At 68.8% G+C, this 22760-nt stretch carries 26 protein-coding genes; 8 read left to right on the top strand and 18 right to left on the bottom strand.

What is annotated here, in order from left to right; genetic code table 11:
- Positions 1 to 42: 42 nt before the first annotated feature.
- Positions 43 to 438 (top strand): carboxymuconolactone decarboxylase family protein, encoded by a 396-nt coding sequence (locus tag MARKY_RS02215; protein WP_052297194.1) that lies wholly within the window; start codon positions 43 to 45, stop codon positions 436 to 438.
- Here the strand turns inward: MARKY_RS02215 and MARKY_RS02210 are convergent.
- Genes MARKY_RS02210 through dnaK form a run of 4 tightly spaced genes read right to left on the bottom strand, consistent with a single transcriptional unit; the run spans position 435 to position 4058 of the window.
- Entirely contained in the window at positions 435 to 677 is a 243-nt protein-coding gene (locus MARKY_RS02210) for a chaperone modulator CbpM (RefSeq protein ID WP_013703239.1), read from the bottom strand. The two genes, MARKY_RS02215 and MARKY_RS02210, sit on opposite strands and share 4 nt — an antisense overlap.
- Entirely contained in the window at positions 677 to 1552 is an 876-nt protein-coding gene (locus tag MARKY_RS02205) for a DnaJ C-terminal domain-containing protein (RefSeq protein WP_013703238.1), read from the bottom strand. Before MARKY_RS02205 ends, MARKY_RS02210 begins: the two co-directional genes overlap by 1 nt.
- A gap of 34 nt (positions 1553 to 1586) precedes the next feature.
- Complete coding sequence (locus tag MARKY_RS02200) at positions 1587 to 2135, bottom strand: nucleotide exchange factor GrpE (protein ID WP_013703237.1); 549 nt, start codon at positions 2133 to 2135, stop codon at positions 1587 to 1589.
- Positions 2136 to 2186: 51 nt separating this feature from the next.
- Positions 2187 to 4058, bottom strand: a complete 1872-nt coding sequence (gene dnaK / locus MARKY_RS02195; protein ID WP_013703236.1) for a molecular chaperone DnaK — start codon at positions 4056 to 4058, stop codon at positions 2187 to 2189.
- Positions 4059 to 4212: 154 nt separating this feature from the next.
- Here dnaK and ftsH point away from each other — a divergent pair, with 154 nt between their 5' ends.
- Entirely contained in the window at positions 4213 to 6105 is a 1893-nt protein-coding gene (gene ftsH / locus MARKY_RS02190; RefSeq protein WP_013703235.1) for an ATP-dependent zinc metalloprotease FtsH, read from the top strand.
- A 51-nt stretch (positions 6106 to 6156) separates the two neighbouring features.
- On the opposite strand, the gene MARKY_RS02185 is transcribed toward ftsH, so the two are convergent.
- A complete protein-coding gene (locus tag MARKY_RS02185; protein ID WP_013703234.1) occupies positions 6157 to 6450 on the bottom strand; it encodes an HU family DNA-binding protein in 294 nt (97 codons plus the stop codon).
- 193 nt (positions 6451 to 6643) lie between these two features.
- Here MARKY_RS02185 and MARKY_RS02180 point away from each other — a divergent pair, with 193 nt between their 5' ends.
- Complete coding sequence (locus MARKY_RS02180) at positions 6644 to 7744, top strand: transposase (RefSeq protein ID WP_013703168.1); 1101 nt, start codon at positions 6644 to 6646, stop codon at positions 7742 to 7744.
- Between the two features lie 1100 nt (positions 7745 to 8844).
- On the opposite strand, the gene MARKY_RS02170 is transcribed toward MARKY_RS02180, so the two are convergent.
- Genes MARKY_RS02170 through MARKY_RS02155 form a run of 4 tightly spaced genes read right to left on the bottom strand, consistent with a single transcriptional unit; the run spans position 8845 to position 12030 of the window.
- Complete coding sequence (locus MARKY_RS02170; RefSeq protein WP_013703233.1) at positions 8845 to 9552, bottom strand: lysophospholipid acyltransferase family protein; 708 nt, start codon at positions 9550 to 9552, stop codon at positions 8845 to 8847.
- A 15-nt stretch (positions 9553 to 9567) separates the two neighbouring features.
- Positions 9568 to 10272, bottom strand: a complete 705-nt coding sequence (locus MARKY_RS02165) for an endonuclease V (protein ID WP_013703232.1) — start codon at positions 10270 to 10272, stop codon at positions 9568 to 9570.
- Positions 10273 to 11160, bottom strand: coding sequence for an SIS domain-containing protein (locus MARKY_RS02160; protein ID WP_013703231.1), 888 nt, complete (start codon positions 11158 to 11160; stop codon positions 10273 to 10275).
- A 45-nt stretch (positions 11161 to 11205) separates the two neighbouring features.
- A complete protein-coding gene (locus tag MARKY_RS02155) occupies positions 11206 to 12030 on the bottom strand; it encodes a phosphatase PAP2 family protein (protein ID WP_013703230.1) in 825 nt (274 codons plus the stop codon).
- Positions 12031 to 12049: 19 nt separating this feature from the next.
- Between MARKY_RS02155 and MARKY_RS02150 the strand changes: the two genes are divergently transcribed.
- Together MARKY_RS02150 and MARKY_RS02145 are read left to right on the top strand one after the other, a co-directional pair.
- Entirely contained in the window at positions 12050 to 12934 is an 885-nt protein-coding gene (locus tag MARKY_RS02150) for a histone deacetylase family protein (protein WP_013703229.1), read from the top strand.
- A gap of 35 nt (positions 12935 to 12969) precedes the next feature.
- Positions 12970 to 13593, top strand: coding sequence for a hypothetical protein (locus MARKY_RS02145; RefSeq protein ID WP_013703228.1), 624 nt, complete (start codon positions 12970 to 12972; stop codon positions 13591 to 13593).
- Here MARKY_RS02145 and MARKY_RS02140 read toward each other — a convergent pair.
- Positions 13541 to 14395: a GNAT family N-acetyltransferase gene (locus tag MARKY_RS02140; RefSeq protein WP_013703227.1), complete on the bottom strand. Its 855-nt coding sequence runs from the start codon at positions 14393 to 14395 to the stop codon at positions 13541 to 13543. The genes MARKY_RS02145 and MARKY_RS02140 overlap by 53 nt on opposite strands.
- Positions 14396 to 14413: 18 nt before the next feature.
- The gene (locus MARKY_RS02135; protein ID WP_041657771.1) at positions 14414 to 15046 is read right to left on the bottom strand and encodes a histidine phosphatase family protein; all 633 of its coding nucleotides are present in this window, start codon (positions 15044 to 15046) and stop codon (positions 14414 to 14416) included.
- Positions 15047 to 15064: 18 nt separating this feature from the next.
- Here MARKY_RS02135 and MARKY_RS02130 point away from each other — a divergent pair, with 18 nt between their 5' ends.
- The gene (locus MARKY_RS02130; protein WP_041657770.1) at positions 15065 to 15952 is read left to right on the top strand and encodes a diacylglycerol/lipid kinase family protein; all 888 of its coding nucleotides are present in this window, start codon (positions 15065 to 15067) and stop codon (positions 15950 to 15952) included.
- Here MARKY_RS02130 and MARKY_RS02125 read toward each other — a convergent pair.
- The 5 genes from MARKY_RS02125 to trxA are packed head-to-tail and all read right to left on the bottom strand — an operon-like array spanning position 15949 to position 20655.
- Positions 15949 to 16611 (bottom strand): DUF5639 domain-containing protein, encoded by a 663-nt coding sequence (locus tag MARKY_RS02125; protein ID WP_013703224.1) that lies wholly within the window; start codon positions 16609 to 16611, stop codon positions 15949 to 15951. The two genes, MARKY_RS02130 and MARKY_RS02125, sit on opposite strands and share 4 nt — an antisense overlap.
- Positions 16612 to 16620: 9 nt before the next feature.
- The gene (locus tag MARKY_RS02120; RefSeq protein ID WP_013703223.1) at positions 16621 to 18171 is read right to left on the bottom strand and encodes a carboxylesterase/lipase family protein; all 1551 of its coding nucleotides are present in this window, start codon (positions 18169 to 18171) and stop codon (positions 16621 to 16623) included.
- Complete coding sequence (locus MARKY_RS02115; protein WP_013703222.1) at positions 18168 to 19286, bottom strand: mechanosensitive ion channel family protein; 1119 nt, start codon at positions 19284 to 19286, stop codon at positions 18168 to 18170. Before MARKY_RS02115 ends, MARKY_RS02120 begins: the two co-directional genes overlap by 4 nt.
- Positions 19287 to 19345: 59 nt before the next feature.
- A complete protein-coding gene (gene plsX, locus MARKY_RS02110) occupies positions 19346 to 20329 on the bottom strand; it encodes a phosphate acyltransferase PlsX (protein WP_013703221.1) in 984 nt (327 codons plus the stop codon).
- On the bottom strand, positions 20326 to 20655 hold the full coding sequence (gene trxA, locus MARKY_RS02105; RefSeq protein WP_013703220.1) for a thioredoxin: 330 nt from the start codon (positions 20653 to 20655) through the stop codon (positions 20326 to 20328). The genes plsX and trxA overlap by 4 nt, the downstream gene beginning before the upstream one ends.
- 66 nt (positions 20656 to 20721) lie before the next feature.
- Between trxA and MARKY_RS02100 the strand changes: the two genes are divergently transcribed.
- Complete coding sequence (locus tag MARKY_RS02100) at positions 20722 to 21063, top strand: DUF309 domain-containing protein (protein WP_013703219.1); 342 nt, start codon at positions 20722 to 20724, stop codon at positions 21061 to 21063.
- A complete protein-coding gene (locus tag MARKY_RS02095; protein WP_013703218.1) occupies positions 21060 to 22061 on the top strand; it encodes an asparaginase in 1002 nt (333 codons plus the stop codon). Before MARKY_RS02100 ends, MARKY_RS02095 begins: the two co-directional genes overlap by 4 nt.
- On the opposite strand, the gene MARKY_RS02090 is transcribed toward MARKY_RS02095, so the two are convergent.
- Positions 22042 to 22365: a VanZ family protein gene (locus tag MARKY_RS02090; protein ID WP_013703217.1), complete on the bottom strand. Its 324-nt coding sequence runs from the start codon at positions 22363 to 22365 to the stop codon at positions 22042 to 22044. The genes MARKY_RS02095 and MARKY_RS02090 overlap by 20 nt on opposite strands.
- A gap of 4 nt (positions 22366 to 22369) precedes the next feature.
- Positions 22370 to 22759, bottom strand: coding sequence for a methylmalonyl-CoA epimerase (mce, locus tag MARKY_RS02085; RefSeq protein WP_013703216.1), 390 nt, complete (start codon positions 22757 to 22759; stop codon positions 22370 to 22372).
- Position 22760: the final 1 nt, after the last annotated feature.

The raw sequence follows: 22760 nt of genomic DNA, 5'->3' as shown, positions 1-22760 counted from the left end.
GGAAGCCCCCGGGCCGGGCCCGGGGCACCTGGGGGGATGCCGATGAGCGTTCGTGAAACGTTGTGGGGAGAGCGTTTCGAGGTGATCGACCGCATGCTGGCGGAGCTGGACCCGGACCTGCACCGGTACATCACGGAGTTCGCGTACGAGGAGGTGCTGGCGCGGGAAGGGCTGGACCTAAAAACGCGCGAGCTTTTGGCCATCACCAGCCTGATCGCGCTGGGGAACCCCCCCGAGCTCGCCACGCACCTCGAGGGCGCCCTGCGGGCCGGTGCGACGGTACGGGAGGTGCGGGAGACGATCCTGCAGGCCGCGATCTTTATGGGGTTTCCGCGCGCGCTCGGGGCGATGAAGGCCCTCCACGCCCTGCTGCACAAACAAAACGCCCGCGATGGCGCACCACCGCGGCGTGAGCCGGACGAGAACGCGACGGGCTAAGCCCCGAAACGCTCCAGGATCTCCACGACGAGGACCGAACCCACCAGGTTCACCCCGAGATCCCTCCGAATCCGCTCGGCGCGGAATAACCGCTCGACATCCTCGCGGCTAAAGTACCACTCGCCGCACCACTCGAGCGGCTCCACGAACCCGAGCTCAACGTAAGCCTCGAGCGCCGCGCGGGAGAGGCCTTGGGCTTCCAGGAACCCCATCCCGTAGCGTTCGCTGCGCACCAGCATCAGCGGATCACCCCCTGACGTTTCAACAGGCGCGCCAGCTCCCGGTACAACCGTTCCTCCTCCGGGGAGGGGTGCTCCGGAATCACCACCCGCACCGTGACGTACTGGTCCCCGCGACCGCCGCCGCGCTTGGGCCAGCCTTTCCCACGCAACCGCAACTTACGGCCCGTCTGCGTGCGGGGCGGGAGGGTGAGCTCAACGGGGCCGTCCAGGGTGGGCACGCGGACCGTGCCGCCCACCACCGCGACAGGGGCTGGGACATCCACGGTGACGTGCACGTCGTCCCCCTCGAGGCGGAAGGTGGGGTGCGGCTTGAGGCGCACGGTGAGGTACAGGTCCCCCGGGGGCACGCCAGGTCCGCCTTTGCCCGCGAGGCGGATCCGGCTCCCTTCGCGCACCCCAGCCGGGATCCGCACCACGATGGGTTCGCCGTTCACCTCGATGCGCTGCTCCCCGCCTCGGTACGCCTGCTCGAGGGAGAGCGGGAACTCCAGCTCGTAGTTCACCCCGCCCCTCGCGCTGCGGCGGCCCCCCCGGGAGGTTCCGAACAGGCCACCGAACAGGCCCTCACCGAACAACTCTTGGAAGAAGTCGGAGAACTCCCCGGGGTCCACCGTGCCTTCCCAGCGCCACCCACCCGGGGGCGGGGGTGGCGGGGTCTGCGTCGTGCCGTACGCGTCGTATACCCGGCGTTTCTCCGGGTCGGACAGGACCGCGTAGGCCTCGTTAATCTCCTTGAACTTCTCCTCGGCACCGGGCTCTTTGTTGACGTCGGGGTGGTACTTCCGCGCGAGCTTTTTGTATGCCCGCTTGATTTCCTCTTGACTTGCCGTGCGGGGAACACCAAGGATCGCGTAGTAGTCCTTGTAGCTCATGCACACCTCCCCAAGAGCCCGCGCCAGGCGAGGGTCACGCCTCGGGATCCTCGTCCTTCTTCTTCGTCACCGCCACCCGGGCCGGACGAACCAAAGCCCCTTGGTACGTGAATCCCTCCTGGAAGACCTCGGCGATCCGCCCGTCCTCCTCGCCCTCCAGCACCCCGATGGCCTCGTGGTACCGGGGGTCAAAGGCCGCGCCCTTGCCCGGCACCGCCTCCACCCCCATACCGGAAAGGATGCGGCGGAAACCGTCCCGCACGGCCTTGATCCCCTCGATGATCGCCTCGGGGCTGGCCTGGGCGTGCTCGAGGGCGCGGGAGAGGTCGTCGAGGACCGGCAACAACGCGCGCAGCACGCGCAGCTCGCCGTCCTTGCGGGCGGCCTCCACCTCGGCTGCGGTGCGCTTGCGGTAGTTATCGAAGTCCGCGAGCAAGCGCACGTACTTGTCCTTGAGGGCTTGCAGCTCCGCGCGGGCGGCTTGCAGCTCCGCCTCGAGCGCTTCCCGGTCCGGCTGCGCCTCGCCCTCCGGTTGAACGTCCGGTTCTTGCTCCGGCTGGGTCAGGTCCTTCTCGTTCGCCATGAATGACCTCCTGTCAGGGGGGTGGGGGCCGGCGTGCCGGCCCCCAGGGCGTTACTCCGCCGGCTTGTAGTCTGCGTCGATCACGTCGTCGTCCTTCTTGTCGGACGCGCCGGAGGCTGCGGTCGCGCCTTGCCCTTGCGCAGCCTGCTCGTAGGCCTGCAGGGCCGAGAGGAGTTCCTCGGTGGCCTGACGAAGCTCGGCGTCCTCCGCGTCCTTCTCCACCAGCTCCTTAGCCTTCTGCACGGCGGCCTCGAGGCGGGACTTGACCTCGGGGCTGGCCTCCTTCTCCTGCATGATCCGTTCGGCCTGGATGCGTGCGGTGTCCAGGTTGTTCTTGAGCTCGATATGCTCCTTGCGGCGCCGGTCCTCCTCCGCGTGTTTTTGGGCCTCCTCGATCATGCGCTGGATCTCTTCCTCGGAGAGGGTGGTGGTGTTCTCGATGCGGATCGAGGCCTCCTTGCCGGTGGATTTCTCCTTGGCAGTAACGTGCAGGATGCCGTTCGCGTCGATGTCGAAGGTCACCTCGATCTGCGGGACGCCGGCGGGCATGGGCGGGATGCCTTCCAAGCGGAAGCGGCCAAGGGACTTGTTGTCCTGGGCCATGGGCCGCTCACCTTGGAGGACGTGGATCTCGACCGCCGTCTGGTTGTGCTCCGCGGTGGTGAAGACCTCGGTCTTGCGGGTGGGGATGGTGGTGTTCCGCGGGATGAGGACGGTCATCACGCCCCCTTTGGTCTCCACCCCGAGGGAGAGGGGCGTCACGTCGAGCAACACCACGTCCTCCACCTCGCCCATCAGTACGCCGGCCTGCACGGCCGCGCCAAGCGCCACAACCTCATCGGGGTTCACCGAGCGGTTGGGTTCCTTCCCGATGATCTCCTTCACGACGCGCTGCACGGCGGGCACGCGGGTGGCGCCCCCCACCAGGATGACCTCGTCGATCTGGTTGGCGCTGAGCCCCGCGTCCTTAAGGGCCTGCTCCACCGGGGTCCGCAAGCGGTGCAGGAGCGGCTGGATGAGCTCCTCGAACTTCGCGCGGGTCAGCTTCTTCTCCAGGTGCAGCGGCGTCTTGGAGGCCGGGTCCAGCGCGATGAAGGGCAGGCTGATCGTGGTCTCGGTGGTGGAGGAGAGCTCGATCTTGGCCTTCTCCGCCGCTTCAATCAATCGCTGGAGCGCCTGGCGGTCGGCCTTGAGGTCCACGCCGTGCTCCCGCTTGAACTCCTCGGCAAGCCAGTTCACGATGGCGTGGTCCATATCCGAACCGCCGAGGTGGGTATCCCCGGAGGTGGACTTGACCTCGAACACCCCCTCGCCGATCTCGAGGACGGTCACGTCGAACGTCCCTCCGCCCAGGTCGAAGACCAGAACGGTCTCGCTCTCCTTCTTGTCGAGGCCGTAGGCGAGCGAGGCCGCAGTGGGTTCGTTGATGATGCGGAGGACCTCGAGGCCCGCGATGCGGCCAGCGTTCGCGGTGGCTTCACGCTGGCTGTTGTTGAAGTAGGCGGGCACGGTGATCACCGCTTTGGTGACCTTCTGCCCGAGCTTGGCGGAGGCGTCGTCCACGAGCTTGCGCAGCACCATGGCGCTGATCTCTTCGGGGGTGTACCGCTTGTCCCCCACGCGGATGCGCACGCCCCCGTCCGGTCCTTCCTCGACGTTGTAGGGCACCCGGGCCGCTTCTTCCTTGACCTCGTCCCAGCGCCGTCCGATGAAGCGTTTGACCTCAAAGATCGTGCCCAGCGGGTTCAGGACGGCCTGGCGCTTGGCCATGCGGCCTACGAGGGTCTCCCCTTCCTTGAAGGCGACGACCGAGGGGGTCGTCCGTTCGCCCTCCGCGTTTTCCAGGACGACCGGCTTTCCCCCCTCCATCACCGCGATCACGCTGTTGGTCGTTCCCAGGTCGATTCCTACGGCTTTAGCCATGCGCAACACCCCTTTCCTAACTCCCCTGACAGGATATCACTGTCGAACATCCTTGTCAATAGAATTGAGTATATTCATATCAAGTACCGGCTGTGCCCTTCGCCACCTTCCCCGTCCGGCCAGGGTGTACCCTGAGGTATAGATAGGGGGAGCAATGCGACGACTTCCGTTAAACCTCTGGATCATCCTGTTCGGGGCGATCCTCATCGCGTGGGCCATCAGCCTCGGCAGCCCGCAAAGCACTTCCAAAACCCTGAAGTACTCCACCTTTCTCAGCGAGATCCAAGCCGGCCGGGTTCAAGAGCTGTCCATCCAAGGAAGCCAGATCATCGGCCGGCTCAAGGACGGCAGCGAGTTCGTGACCTACGCTCCCAGCCCCATCGACACCGCCACCGCGGAGGCCTGGCACAACCGCGGCATCACCGTCGAGGTCCTGCCCCCACCCCGGGACAACCCCTACGCGAGCATCCTTCTCCCCCTCGTCGTAATCGCCCTGGTCTTCGCTGCGTTCTGGTACTTCTCCCGAAACTACCGGGGGGGTTCCTCGGACAACACCTTCAACTTCACCAAAAGCCGAGCCCGTATCCTCGCCGAAGCCCCCAAGGTCACCTTCAAGGACGTGGCCGGCGCAGAGGAAGCTAAGGAAGAGCTCTCGGAGATCGTGGAGTTCCTCAAAAACCCCAACCGCTTCTTCGAGATGGGCGCCCGCATCCCCCGCGGCGTGCTCCTCGTCGGCCCCCCCGGCTCCGGCAAAACCCATATCGCCCGAGCGGTAGCCGGCGAAGCCCGGGTGCCCTTCATCACTGCCAGCGGCTCGGATTTCGTGGAGATGTTCGTCGGCGTGGGCGCGGCCCGGGTGCGCGACCTCTTCGAAACCGCGAAACGCCACGCCCCCTGCATCATCTTCATCGACGAGATCGACGCCGTAGGCCGCAAGCGCGGCAGCGGCATCGGCGGCGGGAACGACGAGCGCGAACAGACCCTGAACCAGCTCCTGGTGGAGATGGACGGGTTCGAGAAGGACACCTCGGTCATCGTCATGGCCGCGACCAACCGCCCCGATATCCTCGACCCCGCCCTTTTGCGCCCCGGCCGGTTCGACCGGCAGGTCCCCATCGACGCCCCCGACGTCAAAGGGCGCGAACAGATCCTGCGCATCCACGCGCGAGGCAAACCCCTAGCCGAGGACGTGGACCTCGCCCTGGTCGCCAAACGCACCCCCGGATTCGTCGGGGCGGACCTCGAGAACCTCCTGAACGAAGCCGCCCTGCTCGCCGCGCGTGAGGGCCGCAAGAAGATCACGATGAAGGACCTGGACGAGGCCGCGGACCGCGTGGCCATGGGCCCCGCCCGGAAAAGCATGGTGCTCAACGAACGCGACAAGCGCATCACCGCCTACCACGAGGCCGGCCATGCCCTCGCAGCCCACTTCTTCCCCTACGCGGACCCCGTCCACAAGATCACGATCGTGCCGCGTGGACGGGCCCTCGGGTTCATGATGCCCCGCCGGGAGGATGTGCTCCACTGGAGCCGCAAACGCCTCCTCGACCAGATCGCGGTCGCCCTGGGCGGCCGCGCCGCGGAGGAGATCGTCTTTGACGACGTGACCACCGGCGCGGAAAACGATTTCCGCCAGGCCACGGCCCTGGCGCGACGCATGATCACCGAATGGGGCATGCACCCCGCCTTCGGGTACGTGGCCTACCAGATCCGCGAGGACACCTACCTGGGCGGATACGAGACCCGACAGTACTCCGAAGAAACCGCCCGCCGCATCGACGAAGCGGTCAAACAACTCATTGACGAGCAGTACGAGCGGGTGCGGAGCCTCCTCCTCGAGCACAAGGAGGTGCTCGAGCGGGTGGCGACCGCCCTCTTGGAGCGGGAGACCCTCACGGCTGAAGAGTTCGTGCGGGTGGTGGAGGGCCAGCCGCTCGAGGCCCCCGCCCTGGAGAACGAGGAGGAACGGCAGGCGCTGCGGGTGGTGCCCAAGGTAAAACCAAAGCCGGGCGGCTCCACACCCGGCGGGGCGCTTGGCGGCGCGTAACATAACATCGCGGGGCGGGAAGAACCCGCCCCGCGATACCGCCTGAGGGGTTTAGACCTTGACCTTCTCCTTCAAGGCCTTACCGGGCTTGAAGGCCGGGTACTTCGAGGCCGGGATCTTGATCTTCTCGGTGGTGCCGGGCTTCACGCCGGTGCGGGCCTTGCGCTTGCGCACCTCGAAGGTACCGAAACCGGTAAGCTGGACCTTGTAGTCCCGGTCCAACATATCGGCCACCTCGCTCAAGAAGGCGTCCACCACGGCCTTCACGTCCTTTTTCTTCAGTCCGGTGGTCTCCGCCACATGGTTGACGAGGTCGGCCTTCGTAACGGTCTTCTTATTAGCCATACCTTCACCTCCCTATAATTTCCCTTCCCCACGGACTATACCACGCCGAACCCTTGTTTTGCAAGGCTAGCGGCTAGATGACTCATGTAAAAAAGTCGGTTGACTCAAAACTTGCACTTATGCACCCTGGGGATACCTATGCGCCAGGACCACTTGAAAGGGGCCGCTGGTTTCCCGTCTGATGACGGGTGCCATGACCCAAGCGGCCCTGTCCCTACTTTGGACCCTCCTGGCCCTTTTGCCAAGCCCCCACCTCCAGGAATCCCTCAAGGCCCTGCTCTTGCTCCTCCTCCACGGCCACGGCAAGGCCAGACCCCAGCACAGCCAGGTCAAGTCCCCCTCCGCCCTCTCTCGCTTCCTCAACCGCTACCCCTGGCCCACCCGCGCTCTCATCCGCCTGGCAAGAAAAGAGGCCGAGAAAGCCCTGGACCGGGCCAGAAAGAAAAAAGGCCCCAAGCCCCGTCTCCTGGTGGTCCTGGACCTAGTCACTCTGGAGAAGCGGGGCCGTTTCCAGGCCCTGCCCCTCTCCTTTTTTCACGGCAAGTGGGGACTCCATCTGGTGGTCCTCTACCTCGTCTACGGAGACCTCCGCATCCCTTGGGCCTACCGCCTCTGGCGGGGCAAGGGGGAGAAGGCCCTCTCCCGCCTGGCCCTAAGCCTCCTGGCCTCTCTGCCCCCCTGGATGCGCCGGGCCTTCCGGATACGGGTGGCCGCGGATGCGGCCTTTGGCACCACCCGGTTCCTTTTCGGGGTGAAGCGGTTGGGTTTTGAAGCGGTGGTGGGGATGCGGCGGGACCGGAGGCTGCGGGAAGGGGGGAGGCTTGGGGACCTCAGGCGGCAGGGGAGCCGGGTCTACCTTTGGGGGCTTTCCTTCCCGGTCTGGGTGGCCTGGTACCGCTACCCCCTGCCCCAAGGGGGCTGGGAGTGGCGGTACGTGGTGGCCACCTTTCCCGCCACGCCCCGGACGGCGCTCACTTGGGGAAAGAGGCGGTTTGCCATAGAGCACTTCTTCCGCGCCGCGAAAAGCGAGTTCTCCCTGGGGCAGTTTGGGCAGCGGACGGCTTTGGGGGTGCACCGTTTTCTGGTGCTTTCCCTTCTGGCCTACCTGTTGGCCCACTGGGTGGGCATGGAGGGGGAAGGAAGCTGGCGGGAGGCCAGGGAGCGGGCGGCGCGGGTTCTCTTGCCTGAGCTCGTGGTGCAGGTCGCCCTGCGGGAGCTCTATGCCCTGGGTCTCTGGCCGCCGGGGGGAGGGGGTGAAGGTTTATGCGGGATATGCGGGAGGTGCAAGTTTTGAGTTGACCCTTTTATCCTCCCCACCAGGGGCCTCCACCAGCACTCTGGGGAAAGAGTTCCCGTAAGCCTTTCCCAGGGGCTCTTTTCCCCAATCCGCCGATGCCGCATCCGGTAAAGCCCCACCATCAACCAGGATTCCCCCACCTCCAGGCTCCGCAACACCCTCCGCCTGCGCCGCCGCCACAATCGCCCATGCCCTACCTCCGCCACGTTGTTTGTCCAAGGAGGCGGTACCTCGGCCCCCCAAGCCTCCTGCAACCCCTCCCAAGCCCGCACCCAGCCCTCCAAGGCCTTACCCCACCGGGGCAGAAGCTCCTTCCAAAAGAACGCCTCCCTCTCCCCAGGCCCAAGCCCCCGCAGCACCCTCAGACCCTCCCGTATCTCCCCCCACGCCTTCCGGTCCACCTTGGCCCGTACCTCCCGCATCAGGTGGAAAGCGCACCGGGCCCAAAGCAGCCTCCGCCCCAACCAGCCCAACGCCTCCCCTACCTCCTGCGCCCCGTCCGAAACCACCCCCAGCCTTGGAGGTAACCTCCAAAGGAGCTCCCGCACCCGCTCGTAACGCCGCCGATGGCCAAGGTCTCCCCACAGCGGGCAACCCGTCCAAGCCTCAAAGTAAAGGTACCCGTACCCCTTGGGGCCCCGGCCAAAGGCCCATTCATCCACACTCCCCCAGTACACCCGCCCTCGGAGAAGACGGTTCTCCCGCTGAAGGAGCCGTTTGGCCCTGGCCCCCGCGGACCTGAGCCAGCGGAGGCGGGTGGGACGGGTGAGGGGGAAGCCCAGGTTCTTGGCGAGATCGTTTTGGACGCTTTCAGGGGCGCGATGGCTTGCGAGGATGAGGAAGTGCTCCTGGATGGAGATCGCGTACCAGCGGCTTCTAGGGCAGTCCTCCGGGTAGAGAGCTCGTTTCTGGCGCTTGCATTGGGCGCAGCGGATCCGTTTGACTCTGACTTCCTGGATGCCCCGAAAGGTGCGCAGCTTGCGTCTGCGGTAGCCCCCGCTCTCCTCACGGGTGGCTCCGCAGTGGGGACAGGGTACGATGGAGCTCGGGGAGTCCTCAGTCGGCTTCATGGCAGAACCAGACTAAGGGCTCCCCTCTTACTCAACCGAGTTTTTTACATGACCCCGGCTAGATTCTTCGTTTTTATACCCTGGCTCTAACTTGGGAAAGGATTCTTCAGGATGGTACTTCTCCGGGAGCAACCGCTGCACCACGGCCTGAATCCCCTCGGTGGCCTCCACGAGCGCCCGCTTGTCCAAGCGCCGGGCGTAGTCCGCCAGGTCGATCGGCTCCCCGAACACCACCTTGATCTTCCGGAACGGCCGGGGCCCACGCCCCACCGGCCAGGCCGCATCCGTTCCGATCACCGCGACCGGCACCACCTTCGCTCCCGTACGGATCGCGATCGCCGCCACCCCGGTCTTGAAGGGTTGCAAGCGTCCCGTGCGCGTCCGCGCCCCCTCGGGAAAGATGCCAAAGGCCAACCCCTCTCGTAACGCCCGAATCGCAGCCTTCACCGCGGCAAGATCCCCCGCCCCGCGCTCCACGGGGATCGCGTACAACCGCGGCAACAACCAGGAAAGCAGCGGCATGCGGAAAAGGTCCGCCCGTGCGATGAACGCCGTAGGCCGGGGCATCCCCACCCCCACCGCGAGCGGATCCAAAAACGAAAGGTGGTTCGCCGCTACCACGACCGGCCCCTCGCGCGGCACCCGCTCAGCCCCCTGGATCTCGATACGGAACAACAACCGCAACAACCCGTACGCCAACCACTTGCAGATCCGGTAGGTCCAGTTGGGTTTCACGTCCACGCTCCTGTTTTACCCCAGGACCACGCGACCCACCACACCCTCCCGGCGCGCCCGCCCCGCCCAAAGGTGCGCCGTCCGGAGCGGCTCGGGCAGCCGCGTCCGCCCGGGCAGGCCCCGCACGAACTCGAGTGCCTCCCGCATCCCCACCCGGTGGCCGGGCGAGACGTAGAGGGGCTTCACCCCGGTGCGCGAGCGGTACACCCACCCGATCTGGCGCGCGCCGTCCACCAGCGGCACCGCACTGCCCTTCTCCAGCGCGAGCGCCCCCTGGGGCGCACCGCACAGCCGGCTTTTCGCCACCCCAACGGACGGGAGATCCAGGTGCACACCCAGATGCGCCGCGATCCCCAGGCCGCGCGGGTGCGCGATGCCCTGCCCGTCCACCAAAAGCAGGTCCGGCCCCCGCGAAAGGCAGGCCAGCGCCTCGAGGTACACGGGCGCCTCGCGGAAGGAGAGGAAGCCCGGCACGTACGGGAAGACCGCCCCCGCCGGCACGCGGGCCAGCCCCACCTCGAGCACGTCCCCGGCCTCGAGGTCCCACAAGACCGCGGCGGCCACTAGGTCCTCCCCCCGCCGCACCGAAGCGTCGAGCGCCCCCACGAACCGCACGCCGCGGGGGTCACCCTCCAGCACCACGCGCGCAGCCAGCGCCTCCTGCAAACGGCGGGCCGCCTCGAGCGAGCTCGGCTTCGGGAACGGCGGGAAGGTCGGCATCTAGGTCGCGTCGCGCAGGCGGGAGAGGACCTCCTGATCTCCGGGGTCCTGCCCGTACATCAGGGCCAGGTAGTAGCTGACCCACGCGAGGCGGTACCAGTACGCCATGGTCTCCGCGATCAGCCCCTCCGCCTGGGGGGGCGGCAGCTCAACGATCGTGTCCACCCGCGTGCCCAGGATCTCGACCGCGAGCCGCGTGCGTTCGTCGTCCCCCAGCACCACGGCCACGAGCGGGTCCCCCTGCTCGTGACGCGCCTCGAGGGCGGTGATGAAGAACTCGAGCCCTGCAGGGGGCGGGCTGATCGAGAGGCTCTTCGCCACGCGGGCGAAGACCTGCTGCGCCGCGCGCGCCAGTTCCGGGTAGCGGTCCGAGACCACCCAGACCGGGGTGCGCTCCACCAGGTTCCAGGCGGTCAGTTTCGCCGGGTTTTGCTCCGTGGGCACCTCCGGAACCAGGTGCTCTTTCTCGCGGGCTACGGCCTGCCGGACCTTTTCGGCCTCCGCGTGCTGGCCGGTCGCGTGGAGCAGGTACTGGAGGTAGCGGTAGGCCGCGAGGGGGTGAGGGGGGATCTCCACGTCCGCTCCGTCGCCAAACCCGATCCGCACCACGCGGGCCCCGCCCGCCTCCGCGAAGAGGCCCGCCCCCATGGCCTCACCCAGGTCGTACCCGCCCTGCAAAACGAACTGGGTGCCTTCCTGCACCAGCGCGGCCGGAATCCATTCGCGCGCGAGCTCCGCGGGCCACCAGCCCTCCCCAAACCCCACCACGCCGTACGGTCCGGGGTACACCTCCGCAAGCGCGAGCGGCGCGTCCGCCAGGTTCCGCAGGTCCTCGTGCAGGCGGTTCTTGTCGGGGTGGTACGTCTCGTGTGCGTCGAGGTCACGCATACCCTTCAGCCTAACAAACACCGCCGCCCAAAACACCCCCACGCCTCATCGCGCTCGCTGCGGCAGCACGCGCGGCCAAACCTCGGTCGCGAAGATAACCAGCCCGAGATACCGCACGAACGCCCCCCAGCCCGCATGGCGCGCCTCGCCGAGCAACACGCCCAGCCCCACGTACACCGCGAGCACGAGGGCGATCCCGGCCCCGGCGAACGCGAGGCGCGCCGGCCAGGTCGCGGGTGGCGTGAAGCGCGGCCGGGAGAAGAAAAACCCGGCGATTACCGCAAGCTCCCGCGCCAGCAGGGGCCACAAAACCCCCAGGAGGAACGCGCCGCCCACAACCCCCAACCGCGCTCCCAGCGGCCAGATCGGGTAAGAGGGGAAGGCCACCCCGGCCGCCGCAAGCGCCAGGCCGAGCAGCGTGCCCCCAACCACGTCCAGCGGGAAATGCACCCCGAGGTACACCCGCGAAACCCCCACCAGCACGATCACGAGCCCCGCAATCCACGCAAGCCACGCTCGCCGGTGCCAAAGCGCAAGGAACCCCCAAAGCGTCGCCGAACCCTGGGCGTGCCCGCTCGGAAAGCCCGGCCCGCCCGCCGTGGCCTTTGCGGCCGCGGAAGCCACGGCGGGGTCCAGGTGGAACGGGCGCGGCGCGGCGAAGAGAAACTTCAACACCGCATTCAGGCCGAAGGTAAGGCCCATCAAAATCCCGAGCCGCCGCCCTACGTGCGGATCCACCAACCAAAAGTAAAGCGCGAGGAAGACGACGTACGCGTACTCCGAGCCCAGGTGGGTCACGAGGAGCATCACCCCCTCCGCCCCCGGGCCCAGCAGGCTCTGCAAAAACACTACGGTCTCCATTGCGTTCATTATGTCATCCTGGTAAGGGATGCACCCCGCGTATACCACGGCCCCTTTTCCCCTCGAGCTGCCCCCGCACCACCCCTTCCCCCTCTACAAGTACCCGGGCGTCGCCGAAGCCCTCCGGGACCGGCTCGCCATCCGCACCCCGCCCGCCGTGGACTGGGGCACGCTGGCCCTGGCGCACCGCCCCGCGTACCTCATGCGCCTGCGCCAGGAAGGACTTCAGCGCCAGGAGGAGCTTAGGCTGGGGCTGCGCTACACCCCCGCCCTCCTCGAGCGGGCGCGGCGCTCGGTGGGCGGCACGCTCGCCGCAACGCAGGACGCGCTCATCCACGGGCTCGGCCTCAACCTCGCCGGCGGCACGCACCACGCCTACCCGGACCGGGCCGAGGGGTACAGCCTGTTCAACGACGTGGCGGTCGCGGTACGCTGGCTTCGCGCCCAGGGGTTCCGGGGCCGGGTGCTCGTGGTGGACCTGGATGCCCACCAGGGGAACGGCACCGCGGTCTTCTTTCAGGATGACCCCACGGTCTTCACCCTCTCGGTCCACGCGGCGAACAACTACCCGCGGCACAAGGAGCAAAGCGACCTGGACGTGCCCCTCCCGGACCGCACGCCGGACGCGGCTTACCTCGAGGCGCTCGAGCCGGCCCTGGAGGAAGCCTTCGCCTTCCGGCCCGAACTCGTGTTCTACAACGCGGGCGTGGACGTCCTCGCCGGGGACCGCTTCGGGCGGCTCGCCCTCTCCCTGGAGGGGGTGCGGGCGCGCGATCAGGCGGTGCTTGCGCGGGTTCGGCAGGTCGGAGCGCGGCTCGTGGTGGTGATGGGCGGCGGGTACAACCGGAACCCGGACCTCACGGTCGCGGCACACGCCCAGACCTACCGGCTGGCCCTCGCGGCCCTGGGCTAAGCGCGGCTTCACGCGGATCTGTTATCGTGCAGGCGATGCGCAAACTCCTCGTTCTGCCCTTTCTCGCCTTGTTCCTGACCGGTTGCGTTGAGACCGAGGCCGTGCTGACCTGGCACCCGGACGGCCGCCTCGACCTCAAGCTCATCGTGCAGGGGGAAGGGCTCGAGAACCGGGCGCGGCTCGTTCTCGAGCGCCTCGAGGCGAACGGGTTTTACCAGGTCGTGGTCTCCGGGGACCGGATCGAGGCCACGCGGCTTTTAAAGCCCGCCGGGTGGGACCGCGTCTCGGGCCTTTGGCCGGGGCGCGTCACGTTCGTCGAACCCACCACCGGCCTGACGGTGTACCGATCCAGCTACGTGTTCTTCGAGGATTACGGCCTGGAGGGCGAGCTCGTGCCCATCCGGGCGCTGGGCCTCCCCCAGGCCGCAGCCCTGCTCGCACCGCCCTTCAGCCTTAAGGTGCAGGCCCCGTGGCCCGCCCTCGAGGCGAACGCGCCGGAGCGGGAAGACCGCACCTACGTGTGGCGGGGCAGCCTGACCGATACCTACGACCTCTCGATCCGGTACCGCCGGTACTTCCCGGAACGCATCCTGGCCGCCCTGGGGATCATCGCGCTTCCAGTTCTCTGGCGTAGGTCACGACGGCCTCCTCGAGGGTGAACCCCAGCCGCTCGTATAGCTCGATCGCGGATTTCTCGTGGTCGTGCGCCCGCACCCGCAGCGCCGTCACCCCCGCCTGCGCGAACGCGTGCCGGGCCGCGCAGGCGAGGAGCGCCCGCCCGATCCCGCTCCCGCGTGCCTCCGGCACCACCCCGATGTAGGCCACCTCCGCCTCCTGCGGGGCGACCTCGAGCTCGACCATCCCCACGGGATGCTGGTCGCGGTACGCGATCCAAAGGGCCACGTCCTCCCGCGCGAAGTGCGCGAGCAGCTCCGCGTCGCTCCAGGACAAACGCAGGCTCCACCCGTCCTCGCACTGGCGGTACAGCGCCCGGTACACCTCCGGGTCCACCGCCCGCACGTGCTCGAGGCGCACGCCTTCCGGGGGCGCGAACCCCAACTCGCGGGGGCCCGTCACGAAGAAGTACGTGGTGTGCAGGGCGCTGAACCCGCACCGCTCCAGCAAGGCCCGCGTCGGGGCGTTCGCCTCGGCCGGGAAGGCGTACAGTACGCGGTACCCGCGGCGCTCCGCCTCGCGCACCAGCGCCTCCACGAGCGCCTCCCCTCCCGCTCCGCGCACCAAGGGTCCCTCGAGCGCGCCGCCCTCCCAGAAGGGGTAGAGGGCCGCGTACCCCTCGAGGCGCGCACCGTTGGCCAGCACCCAGCCGCCCTCCACCTCCCAGAACAGCTCCTCCAGCACCCGCGCGTCCGGCACCAGAACCCGCCGCGCGGGATCGCGGTCCATCCAGCGGAGCAGGTCCAGGATTTGGGGGAGGTCCCCCTGGGCTACCGGCCGTACCATGGCTTGGTCCTTATTGTATCACCCGAGGTTCAGGGCCTTAACCACCCCTTCGCTCCCGTAAAACTCGATTACCGTGAGCCGGGCGTAGTCCTGCTCCAGCCGAAGCCCCTCCTCCGGGGGCAGGCAGGGCAGGGCCAGCGCGAGCGCCGCGCGGTTCACGGTGCAGTTCCCCACCACGAGCACACCCTGGCCGCGGTGCGCCGCGAGCACCGCCTCAAGGCACGGGCAGGCCCGCGCCCACACGTCCCGCACGCTCTCCCCGCCCGGCGGGCGGAACCCCGCCTCGTCCTGGACCCAGTCCCGCACGAGCTCCGGCCAGCGGGCCTCCACCTCGCCGAAGGCCAACCCCTCCCAGGCCCCCCAGGCGCGCTCGCGCAGGGCTGGCCGCACCTCAAGGGGCACGCCCAAAGCCTCCGCGACCAGGCGGGCGAACTCGAGCTCGGCGCGGGAGTCCGCGGTGTACACGGCCCGCACAGGGTAGTCCGCCAGGCGCCGGGCGAGCGCTCGCGCCGCCTGCCGTCCCTCCGCCGCGAGGGGCAGGCCCGGGTGGCTGTAGAGGAGGTGCTCGGGGTTCTCCACGGGACCGGCCCGCGTGAGGAGGAGGGTGGTCTTCGGGTGCGGCCCCGCGAGGAAATGCGCCAGCATCCCCATGGTTAATAGAATACCGACGTGCATACCGTGATCGTGGTGAACCCGGAGGCCGGGCGCGGCCAGGTGGGCCGCCGGATCGACGCGATCCGGGCGGCCATCCAGCGGCTCAAACTCGAGGCGGAACTCGTGGTGACCCGCGCCCCTGGAGAGGCGGAACAGGCTGCGCGCGCGGCCCCTGCAGGCGCGCGGGTCGTGGCGGTTGGAGGGGATGGGACCGTGCACGAGGTGCTCCAGGGCCTCCTGCACGCGAACAAAACGCTTGGCGTGGTCCCGATCGGGAGCGGGAACGACTTCGCCCGCGCGCTGGGGCTCAAGGGCCGTTCCTTGGAGGAAGCGCTCTGGATCGCGGCGCGGGGCCTTGAGCGGGAGGTAGACCTAGGCCTCGTGAACCACGCGGTGTTCGGGGGCAGCCTCGGCCTCGGGTTCGACGCTAGCGTCGCCCGCCGCGCCCTGCGCGCCCCGCGCTTTCTGCGCGGCATGCCCCGATACCTGTACGCGCTCTTCCTCGAGCTTCAAGCCCTCGACCTACCCCGGATGGCCCTCGAGGTGGAGGGCCAACGCCTGTACGAAGGACCGGCCCTGTTAGCCGCGGTGATGAACGCCCCCACCTACGGGGGCGGCATCCCCATCGCACCCATGGCCGCCCCCAACGACGGGCGGCTCGAGGCGGTCCTCGCCGGGCGGTTCAGTCGGCCCGGGGTTCTGGGGATTCTGCCGCGGCTCCTCAAGGGCCGGCACCTAAACCACCCCGAGGTGCGGCACTTCTCCGGAACGGACTTCACCGTGCGGTTCGACCGGCCAGTGCCCGCACACGCGGACGGGGAGCTCCTGGAACCCCAGCGCACCTACGCGGTGCGGCTCGAGCCCCGCGGGGTCCGGGTGGCGTGCGCGCCCCCCCTCGACTAAGCAAGGCCCAGCGCCCGCGCAAGGCGCCAAAACACCTCGGGTACCGGGGGGCGCTCGCCTCCGTCCGTCCAAGCGAACCGCCGGTCGCGGAGCGGCCCTTCCCCCACCCCCATCCCGTTCGGAAAGCGGGGCGTGTAATCCAGCCCTTCCGCCAGGGCCTCGCCGCCGAAAGCCTCCGCGAAACGCTCGACCTCGCGCGGGTGGCCATAGTGAAACACGTACACCCACGCCGCGTCCTGCCACACAAACCGCGGGAGGGGCTCGGAAAGGTCCTCGAGGCGGCCCTCCCGGCGGGCTAACCCCCGCGCGCGCGCCGGACGCAAGCGCAACACGACCTCCCGCACCTCACCCAGCAGCCCGAAACTTCCCACGACCGGCCGCACGAGGTCGTACCCTTGCACGTTCTTCACCACGCGCCCCCCGGCCCGCACCTCCCGTCCGTCCGGGGTGCACAACACGAGGCCCAGCACCTCAGCGGGAAAGAAGAAGGTCTGCGCGAACCCCCCTCGAAGCACAAGCCCCCCCACCCCACCCGGCAGCTCCACCGGAGGGAAGGGCGGCACAAGCCCCTCGGGCAGTGCAGCGTACACCTCAAGGAGCGGGGTGTCGCCCGTCACCACCACGTACTGGTCCGCCGCGTTCAGCTCGAGTACCGGCATGCCCTTAGGCTAACGAATCCCACCTTGCTGCGACTGTCTCCAAAAGCAGCGCTCAGGGTACGGATCCGGCATCCACCCGCTCCGGGTGTCGAGGCGCAACGCGAACCCCGAACCCACGCGGGGCGCCTCGAGCCATCCCGAGCGGGGCACCCCGGTGCGCGCGAAGTTCACCCAAAGCCGCTGCATCGTCTCGGTCACGCGCCGCGCCTGCCGGTACGCGTCCGCCGTCGCGAACAAGGACCAGAACGGCCAGACCTGGTGCGTGCCGAAGAGCAGGGGCAGATCCAGCCCGTGGAAGCTGCCCATCTCCGTGAACAAGGGGGAGCGATAGGTCAGAACATACGCGTAGCTGGGGGCGTGCGCGGCTTGCAGTCGCGCGGCCTCGAGGCTGGGACAGAACAGGACGCGTTCGGTCTGGTAGGCGAAGTACGCGTCGAGGGGGTCCTCGAACCGCGCGCGGTAACGGGCGAGCAGCTCCGCCCATCCCTCCGGCAGATTAGCGCGCAACCGATCTTGAAGAGCGGACCACGCGCGGGGCCCGAAGACGAAGGAGAAGAGCTCGAGCCGCCACTCGTCCGCGTTCGCGCCCGCGAGCAAAGGCACGCCCGCCGCGCGCCCCGCGCGTAGGGCCTCGAGAGGCGGTCGGTCCAGGACGTACCCGTCCAGGTGCGGTTTATAAGGGCTTTGGAGGAAGACCTCACCCGCGGTCTCCTCCGGCACCATCTCCAACAGCGCCTGCACGGGCAGGCTCCGCCAGCACGCGAGGTCCTCCAGCGCGCACCCCACCGCCTCGGCGAGGCGCGCCGCGTCCCGGTACCCCTCCTCGAGGGTACGCACGTACACGCACCCGCCGGACTGGATGATGGCCTTGTGGAACAGGCCCTTTGCGAGGGGGCTCGCCATGAGGCTGCACACCGACATGCCGCCGGCGGACTGACCGAACAGCGTGACGTTCTCGGGGTTCCCCCCGAACGCGCGGATGTTCCGCTGCACCCACCTTAGGGCCGCGATCTGGTCCAGCAGCCCGTAGTTTCCGGTGCTGCCATGAGGGTCCTCCGCCGCGAGGGCGGGCAGGGCCAGGAAGCCCAGGGGGCCGAGGCGGTAGTTCAGCGTGACCACCACCACCCCATGCGCAGCGAGTTGCGTCCCGTCGTAGACGGCCTCGCTCCCGCTGCCCCCGGTGAAGCTGCCCCCGTGGAGGAAGACCATGACCGGCCACCCCTCGGGCGGAGGGGGTAGGGCGGGCGTCCAGATGTTCAGGTTGAGGCAGTCCTCGCTCTGTTCCGGGAGAAACCCTCCCAGCCGCGCGGTGATCACACCGCGCTGCGGGCAGGCCGGTCCCGGGGCGCGGGCGTCGAGCGGGCGTTCGTGCACCGGAGGCGGCGCGGGCGGCTTCCACCGCTCCGCCTTGGCGTAGGGGATCCCCCGGAAGTACAAGACGTTATGCGCGGGATCATACCCGCCCCGCACGGGGCCTTCGGTGGTCGCGACGAACAACCCCGGCCCCGCCGCGGCCCACCCCAAAACCAGGCACGCCACCCCCCACCCGAACCGTTTCACGCGCGCGGCACCTCCTCCTGCGTGACGAGCGGCGCGCCCCAGTACACCGTGAGGTGCGGGTAAGGAATCTCGATCCCTTCGGCGTCCAGGCGGTTCTTGATGCGGCGGCGGAACTCACGCGCCACCCCCCACTGCTCCCGGGGCTTGGTGTTGAACAAGACCCGCACCACCACCGCCGAGTCCGCGAGCTCGTTCACCCCCAGCACCTGCGGGGGCTCGTCGGTGAAGCGATCCCGCCACGCGGGGTCCTCGTAAAACCGCCGCGCCTCGTCCCCGATGACCTCGAGCGCGCGGTCGATGTTTTCCTTGTACGCCACGCCGATATCCACCACCGCGCGGGCCCACCGATGGCTGAACACGGTCACCTGATCCACCTGGCCGTTGGGGATGAAGTGCACGCGTCCCTCGAGGTCGCGCAGCACGGTGAGGCGCAGGTTCATCTTCTCTACCAGCCCGGCGGTGCTCCCCACCTGGATGATGTCCCCCACGCCGTACTGGTCCTCCAGGATGATGAAAAACCCGTTGATCACGTCGCGGATCAGGTTCTGCGCCGCGAACGAAACCGCGAGCCCCGCCACCCCGACCCCGGCGATCAGGGCGGTGATGTTCAGGTTGAGGTTCGCCAGGGCGAGCAGCACTCCGATCAGAACCACGACGACCTTCAGCGTGGACTCGATGACGGTCTTCAGGGTCTGCGCCCGCACGGCCTGCCGGGTGTGTTCCTCCCCCACGGGAAGCTCGAGGCGCTCCATGAACTGCTCGACCAGGCGATACCCCAGGTAGGTCAAGGCCAGGATGAACAAGACGCTCAGCCCGTTCCCCCCCGCCCAGGCCGCAAGCCGTCCGCCCCAGGTGCGGAACGGCTCGAGCGCCCACCCGTAGGCGTGCACGAGGAAGGAGAAGGCCGCGACCCCCACGACCCCCCACCAGATCCGCTGGGCCCAAACGGCGTAGCGGCGCTCGCGGTCCTTCAGGGCCAACGCTGCCGCCCAGGAGAGGAAACGCCCCCCGAACCGCCCCACGAAAACGGCCAGAAGGGCGACCGAGAGGGCCAGCACGGCCTTCCACCAGGTCGGCGGGACCAAGCTACCGAGCACCCCGATGCCATTCTCCATACATCGAGTATAGAAAACGCGCCCCCGGCCCTGCCGCGGGGCGCGTCACGTACGCAGGGTCAGGCGGGCTGCTCGAGGCGATCCTTGACGCGCTCCACCAGGTGCACCTGGCCCATCTGGAAGGCGCGCTTTAACGCGTTCTCCACCGCGCGCGCGTCGGAGGCGCCGTGCCCGATGAACACGGGGCCCGTCACGCCCATCAGGGGCATCGCGCCGTACTCGGCCGGGTCCATCCGCCGCGCGAGCGCTCGAAGCGCGTCCTTAACGAGGAGGGCACCGAGCCGGGCCCGAAGCGAGCTCGTGAGCGCCTCGCGCACCCAGCGGAAGATGGTGCGGGCCTCCCCCTCCGCGAGCTTGAGGACCACGTTCCCGGTGAACCCGTCCGTGACGATCACGTCCACGGTCCCGCGGGTCACGTCGCGCCCCTCGACGTTCCCGTAGAAACGCAGGCCGGAGTGGGCGCGCAGTAACGGATGCGCTGCGAGCACCAGCTCGTTCCCTTTTTCGGCCTCCTCCCCGATGGAAAGCAAGCCCACGGTGGGCTCCATAACGCGGTCCACCGCCTCCGCGTAGGCCGTCCCCATGACCGCGAACTGCACCAGGAACCCCGGCCGGCAGTCCGCGTTCGCCCCCGCGTCGATCAGGTAGGTCTTGCCGCGCTCGGAGGGGATCTCCGCCAGAATAGCCGGCCGGTCTACGCCGCGGATCCGGCCCAACCCGAACAGCGCCGCGGCCATCGTCGCGCCCGAGTGCCCCATGCTGACCACGCCGCTAGCCTCGCCGTCCTTCACCAAACGCACCGCCACGTTGATCGAGGCGCCGCGCTTCCTGCGCACCTCGGTGGCGTGCTCCTCCATGCGGATGACCTCGGGCGCGTGCACGATCGGGAGGTCCCCTCCCTGGCGCTCGAGCTCCTCCTTCAACACGTGCGCGTCGCCCACCAGCACCACGGGCACCCCCGCCCGGTGGGCTGAAAGGGCTCCCGCAACGGTCGCGTGGGGGGCGTGGTCCCCCCCCATCGCGTCGAGTGCAACCGGTTTCATGCCTCCTGGGGCAGGTATTTCTGGATCCGCGCCTCGAAGTTCCGCTTCGGCTGCGCGCCGATCATCACCTCGACCGGCTCCCCGTCCTTGAAGAGGATGATGGTGGGGATGCTCATCACGCGGTAGCGCATCGCGGTGTTCGGGTTCGCGTCCACATCCAGCTTCGCCACGGTCAGCTTCCCCGCGTACTCCCGGGCGAGCTCCTCCATCACCGGAGCCACCATGCGGCACGGGCCGCACCACTCAGCCCAGAAGTCCACCAGGACCAACCCTTCCTTGATCACCTCGTCAAAGTTCTGATCCGTCACGACAATGGGCTCCGCCATACGCCCCCACTCTATCACCCCGATCGCGCCAAGACGTAAGCCAGCCCACCACGGTACCCTATACACATGGCCTTCACTGACACGCCCGCCTGGCGCGAGGCGCAAGCCCTGTGGCGGGCCGGGCGTTACTGGGAGGTGCACGAGGCCCTCGAGCCCCTGTGGCACGAGGCCCAAGGCGCCGAGCGAGCCTTCCTCCAGGGGGTGATCCTCCTCGCCGCCGCCCTCCACAAGGCCCGCACCAGCCCTACGGGCGGCCGGCGCAACTACGCCAAGGCCCTCAGGCACCTGGCCCCCTTACCGGACGTGTTCCACGGGGTGCAGGTGCGGGCGCTCGAGCTCGAGGTGCACCGTGCCCTGCTCGACCCCGGCTACACCCCCTGCCTGCCTACGGTAGACTTTCCGTCGTGAAGGCGATCGTGTACGCTTACCGCGGTTCTCTGATCGAAAACCGTCACGCGGTCTCGCTCGTCGTCGCCCGCCCGAACGGCACCCTGCTCGCGTACGCGGGCGAGCCGGGGCGGGTGGGGTACCTGCGCTCCACCGCGAAGCCCTTCCAGGCCCTCGCCCTATTCACTACGGGCGCGGCCGAACGCTTTAGCCTCAGCGCGGAGGAGATCGCCCTCGCCACCGCTTCGCACGACGGAACCCCCAAGCACGTCGAGGTCGCAGCGGGGTTTTTGCGTAAGCTCGGCCTAGGTCCGGCGCACCTCGCGTGCGGCACGCACCCCCCGTTCTCGCGCGCGGCCCGTCAGGCGCTAAAAGAAGCCGGTCAGGAGCCCACCCCTCTGCACCACAACTGCTCCGGGAAGCACGCAGGCATGCTCGCCGCAGCCCTCGCGCTCGGGGCCAGCCCCGAAGGGTACGAGCGCCCCGAGCACCCCGTGCAGCAGGAGATCCGCCGGATCCTCACCGCCCTCACGGGCCTCGAGGAGATCCCCCACGCCACCGACGGGTGCAGCGTTCCCACCTTCGCCCTCCCCCTCACGCGCGCCGCGCGCCTCATGGCCCAGCTCGCCGCCCCCGAGGCCGCGCCTGAGGCGTACCGGGAGGGGCTCGAGCGCGTCTTCCAGGCCATGCGGCAGCACCCGGACCTGGTCGCGGGTGAGGGCGCGCTGGACACGGTCTTGATGCAAACCCTCCCCGGCGTGGTGGCCAAGCGCGGCGCGGACGGGTACTACGGCCTCGCCCTGCGCGACACGCCCCACGGCCCGCTCGGGGTCGCGCTCAAGGTGGAGGACGGGCAGAACGCCGCGCGCGCTCCTGTCGTCGTCCAGCTCCTGGAGGCCCTCGGCGTCAAGGGAGCCGATGGGGAGGCCCTCGCGGCCTTCCGCCAGCCGGTCCTCAAAAACCACCGGGGCCTCGAGGTGGGCCGCCTCGAGGCCGAGCTCAGCCTCGCCTGGGTCTAGCCCACCACACCCCCAACCCCGCGCCGAGGGCGTCCGCGACCCCGTCCCAAAGATCGGCTTCGCGCCCAGGCACCCGGGCCTGGTGGAGTTCGTCCAGCACCCCGTAAGCCGCGGCGATCCCCCAGGCCCAACCGGCGCGGCCCGTGCCCCGGCCAAGAAGCCAACCCAACCCCGCGTAGGCGAGGGCGTGCGCGAGCTTGTCCCAGGGGGCGGGGATCCCTACCGCGCTTCCCGGCCGGTCCGAGACCCAGTAGATGAGAGCCATGTAGGCCAGGGCAGCGCCCAGGTACGTGCTCCGGCGCATCTCGTTACTCCTGGACCAGCTCCACCAGCACCCCGCCCGCCCACCTCGGGTGCACGAAGGCCACCAGATGCCCCCCGAACCCCGGGCGCGGCTCGCGGTCCACGAGGGGCGCCCCCTGGGCCTCGAGCCGCGCGAGCGCCGCGCGGATGTCCGGGGTGTGGAAGGCCAGGTGGTGCACACCCGGCCCTCGCTTTTCGATGAACCGTGCCACCGCCGAGTCCGGCCGCAGGGCCTCGAGGAGCTCGACGCGGCTCGAGCCGCTTCTCAGCATCACGACGCGCACGCCCTGCGACTCGACGGTACCTTCCGCCTCGCGCACGTACCCGAGCTCGAGGTACGGCCGGGCAGCCGCCTCCAGGTCCGTCACGGCGATACCCACGTGGTGCAGTTCCATA

Origin of the sequence: Marinithermus hydrothermalis DSM 14884, assembly GCF_000195335.1 — a bacterium.
GTDB lineage: Bacteria > Deinococcota > Deinococci > Deinococcales > Marinithermaceae > Marinithermus > Marinithermus hydrothermalis.
The sequence above is the reverse complement of the archived record's forward strand: the minus strand, read 5'-3'. Positions and strand labels throughout refer to the sequence as shown.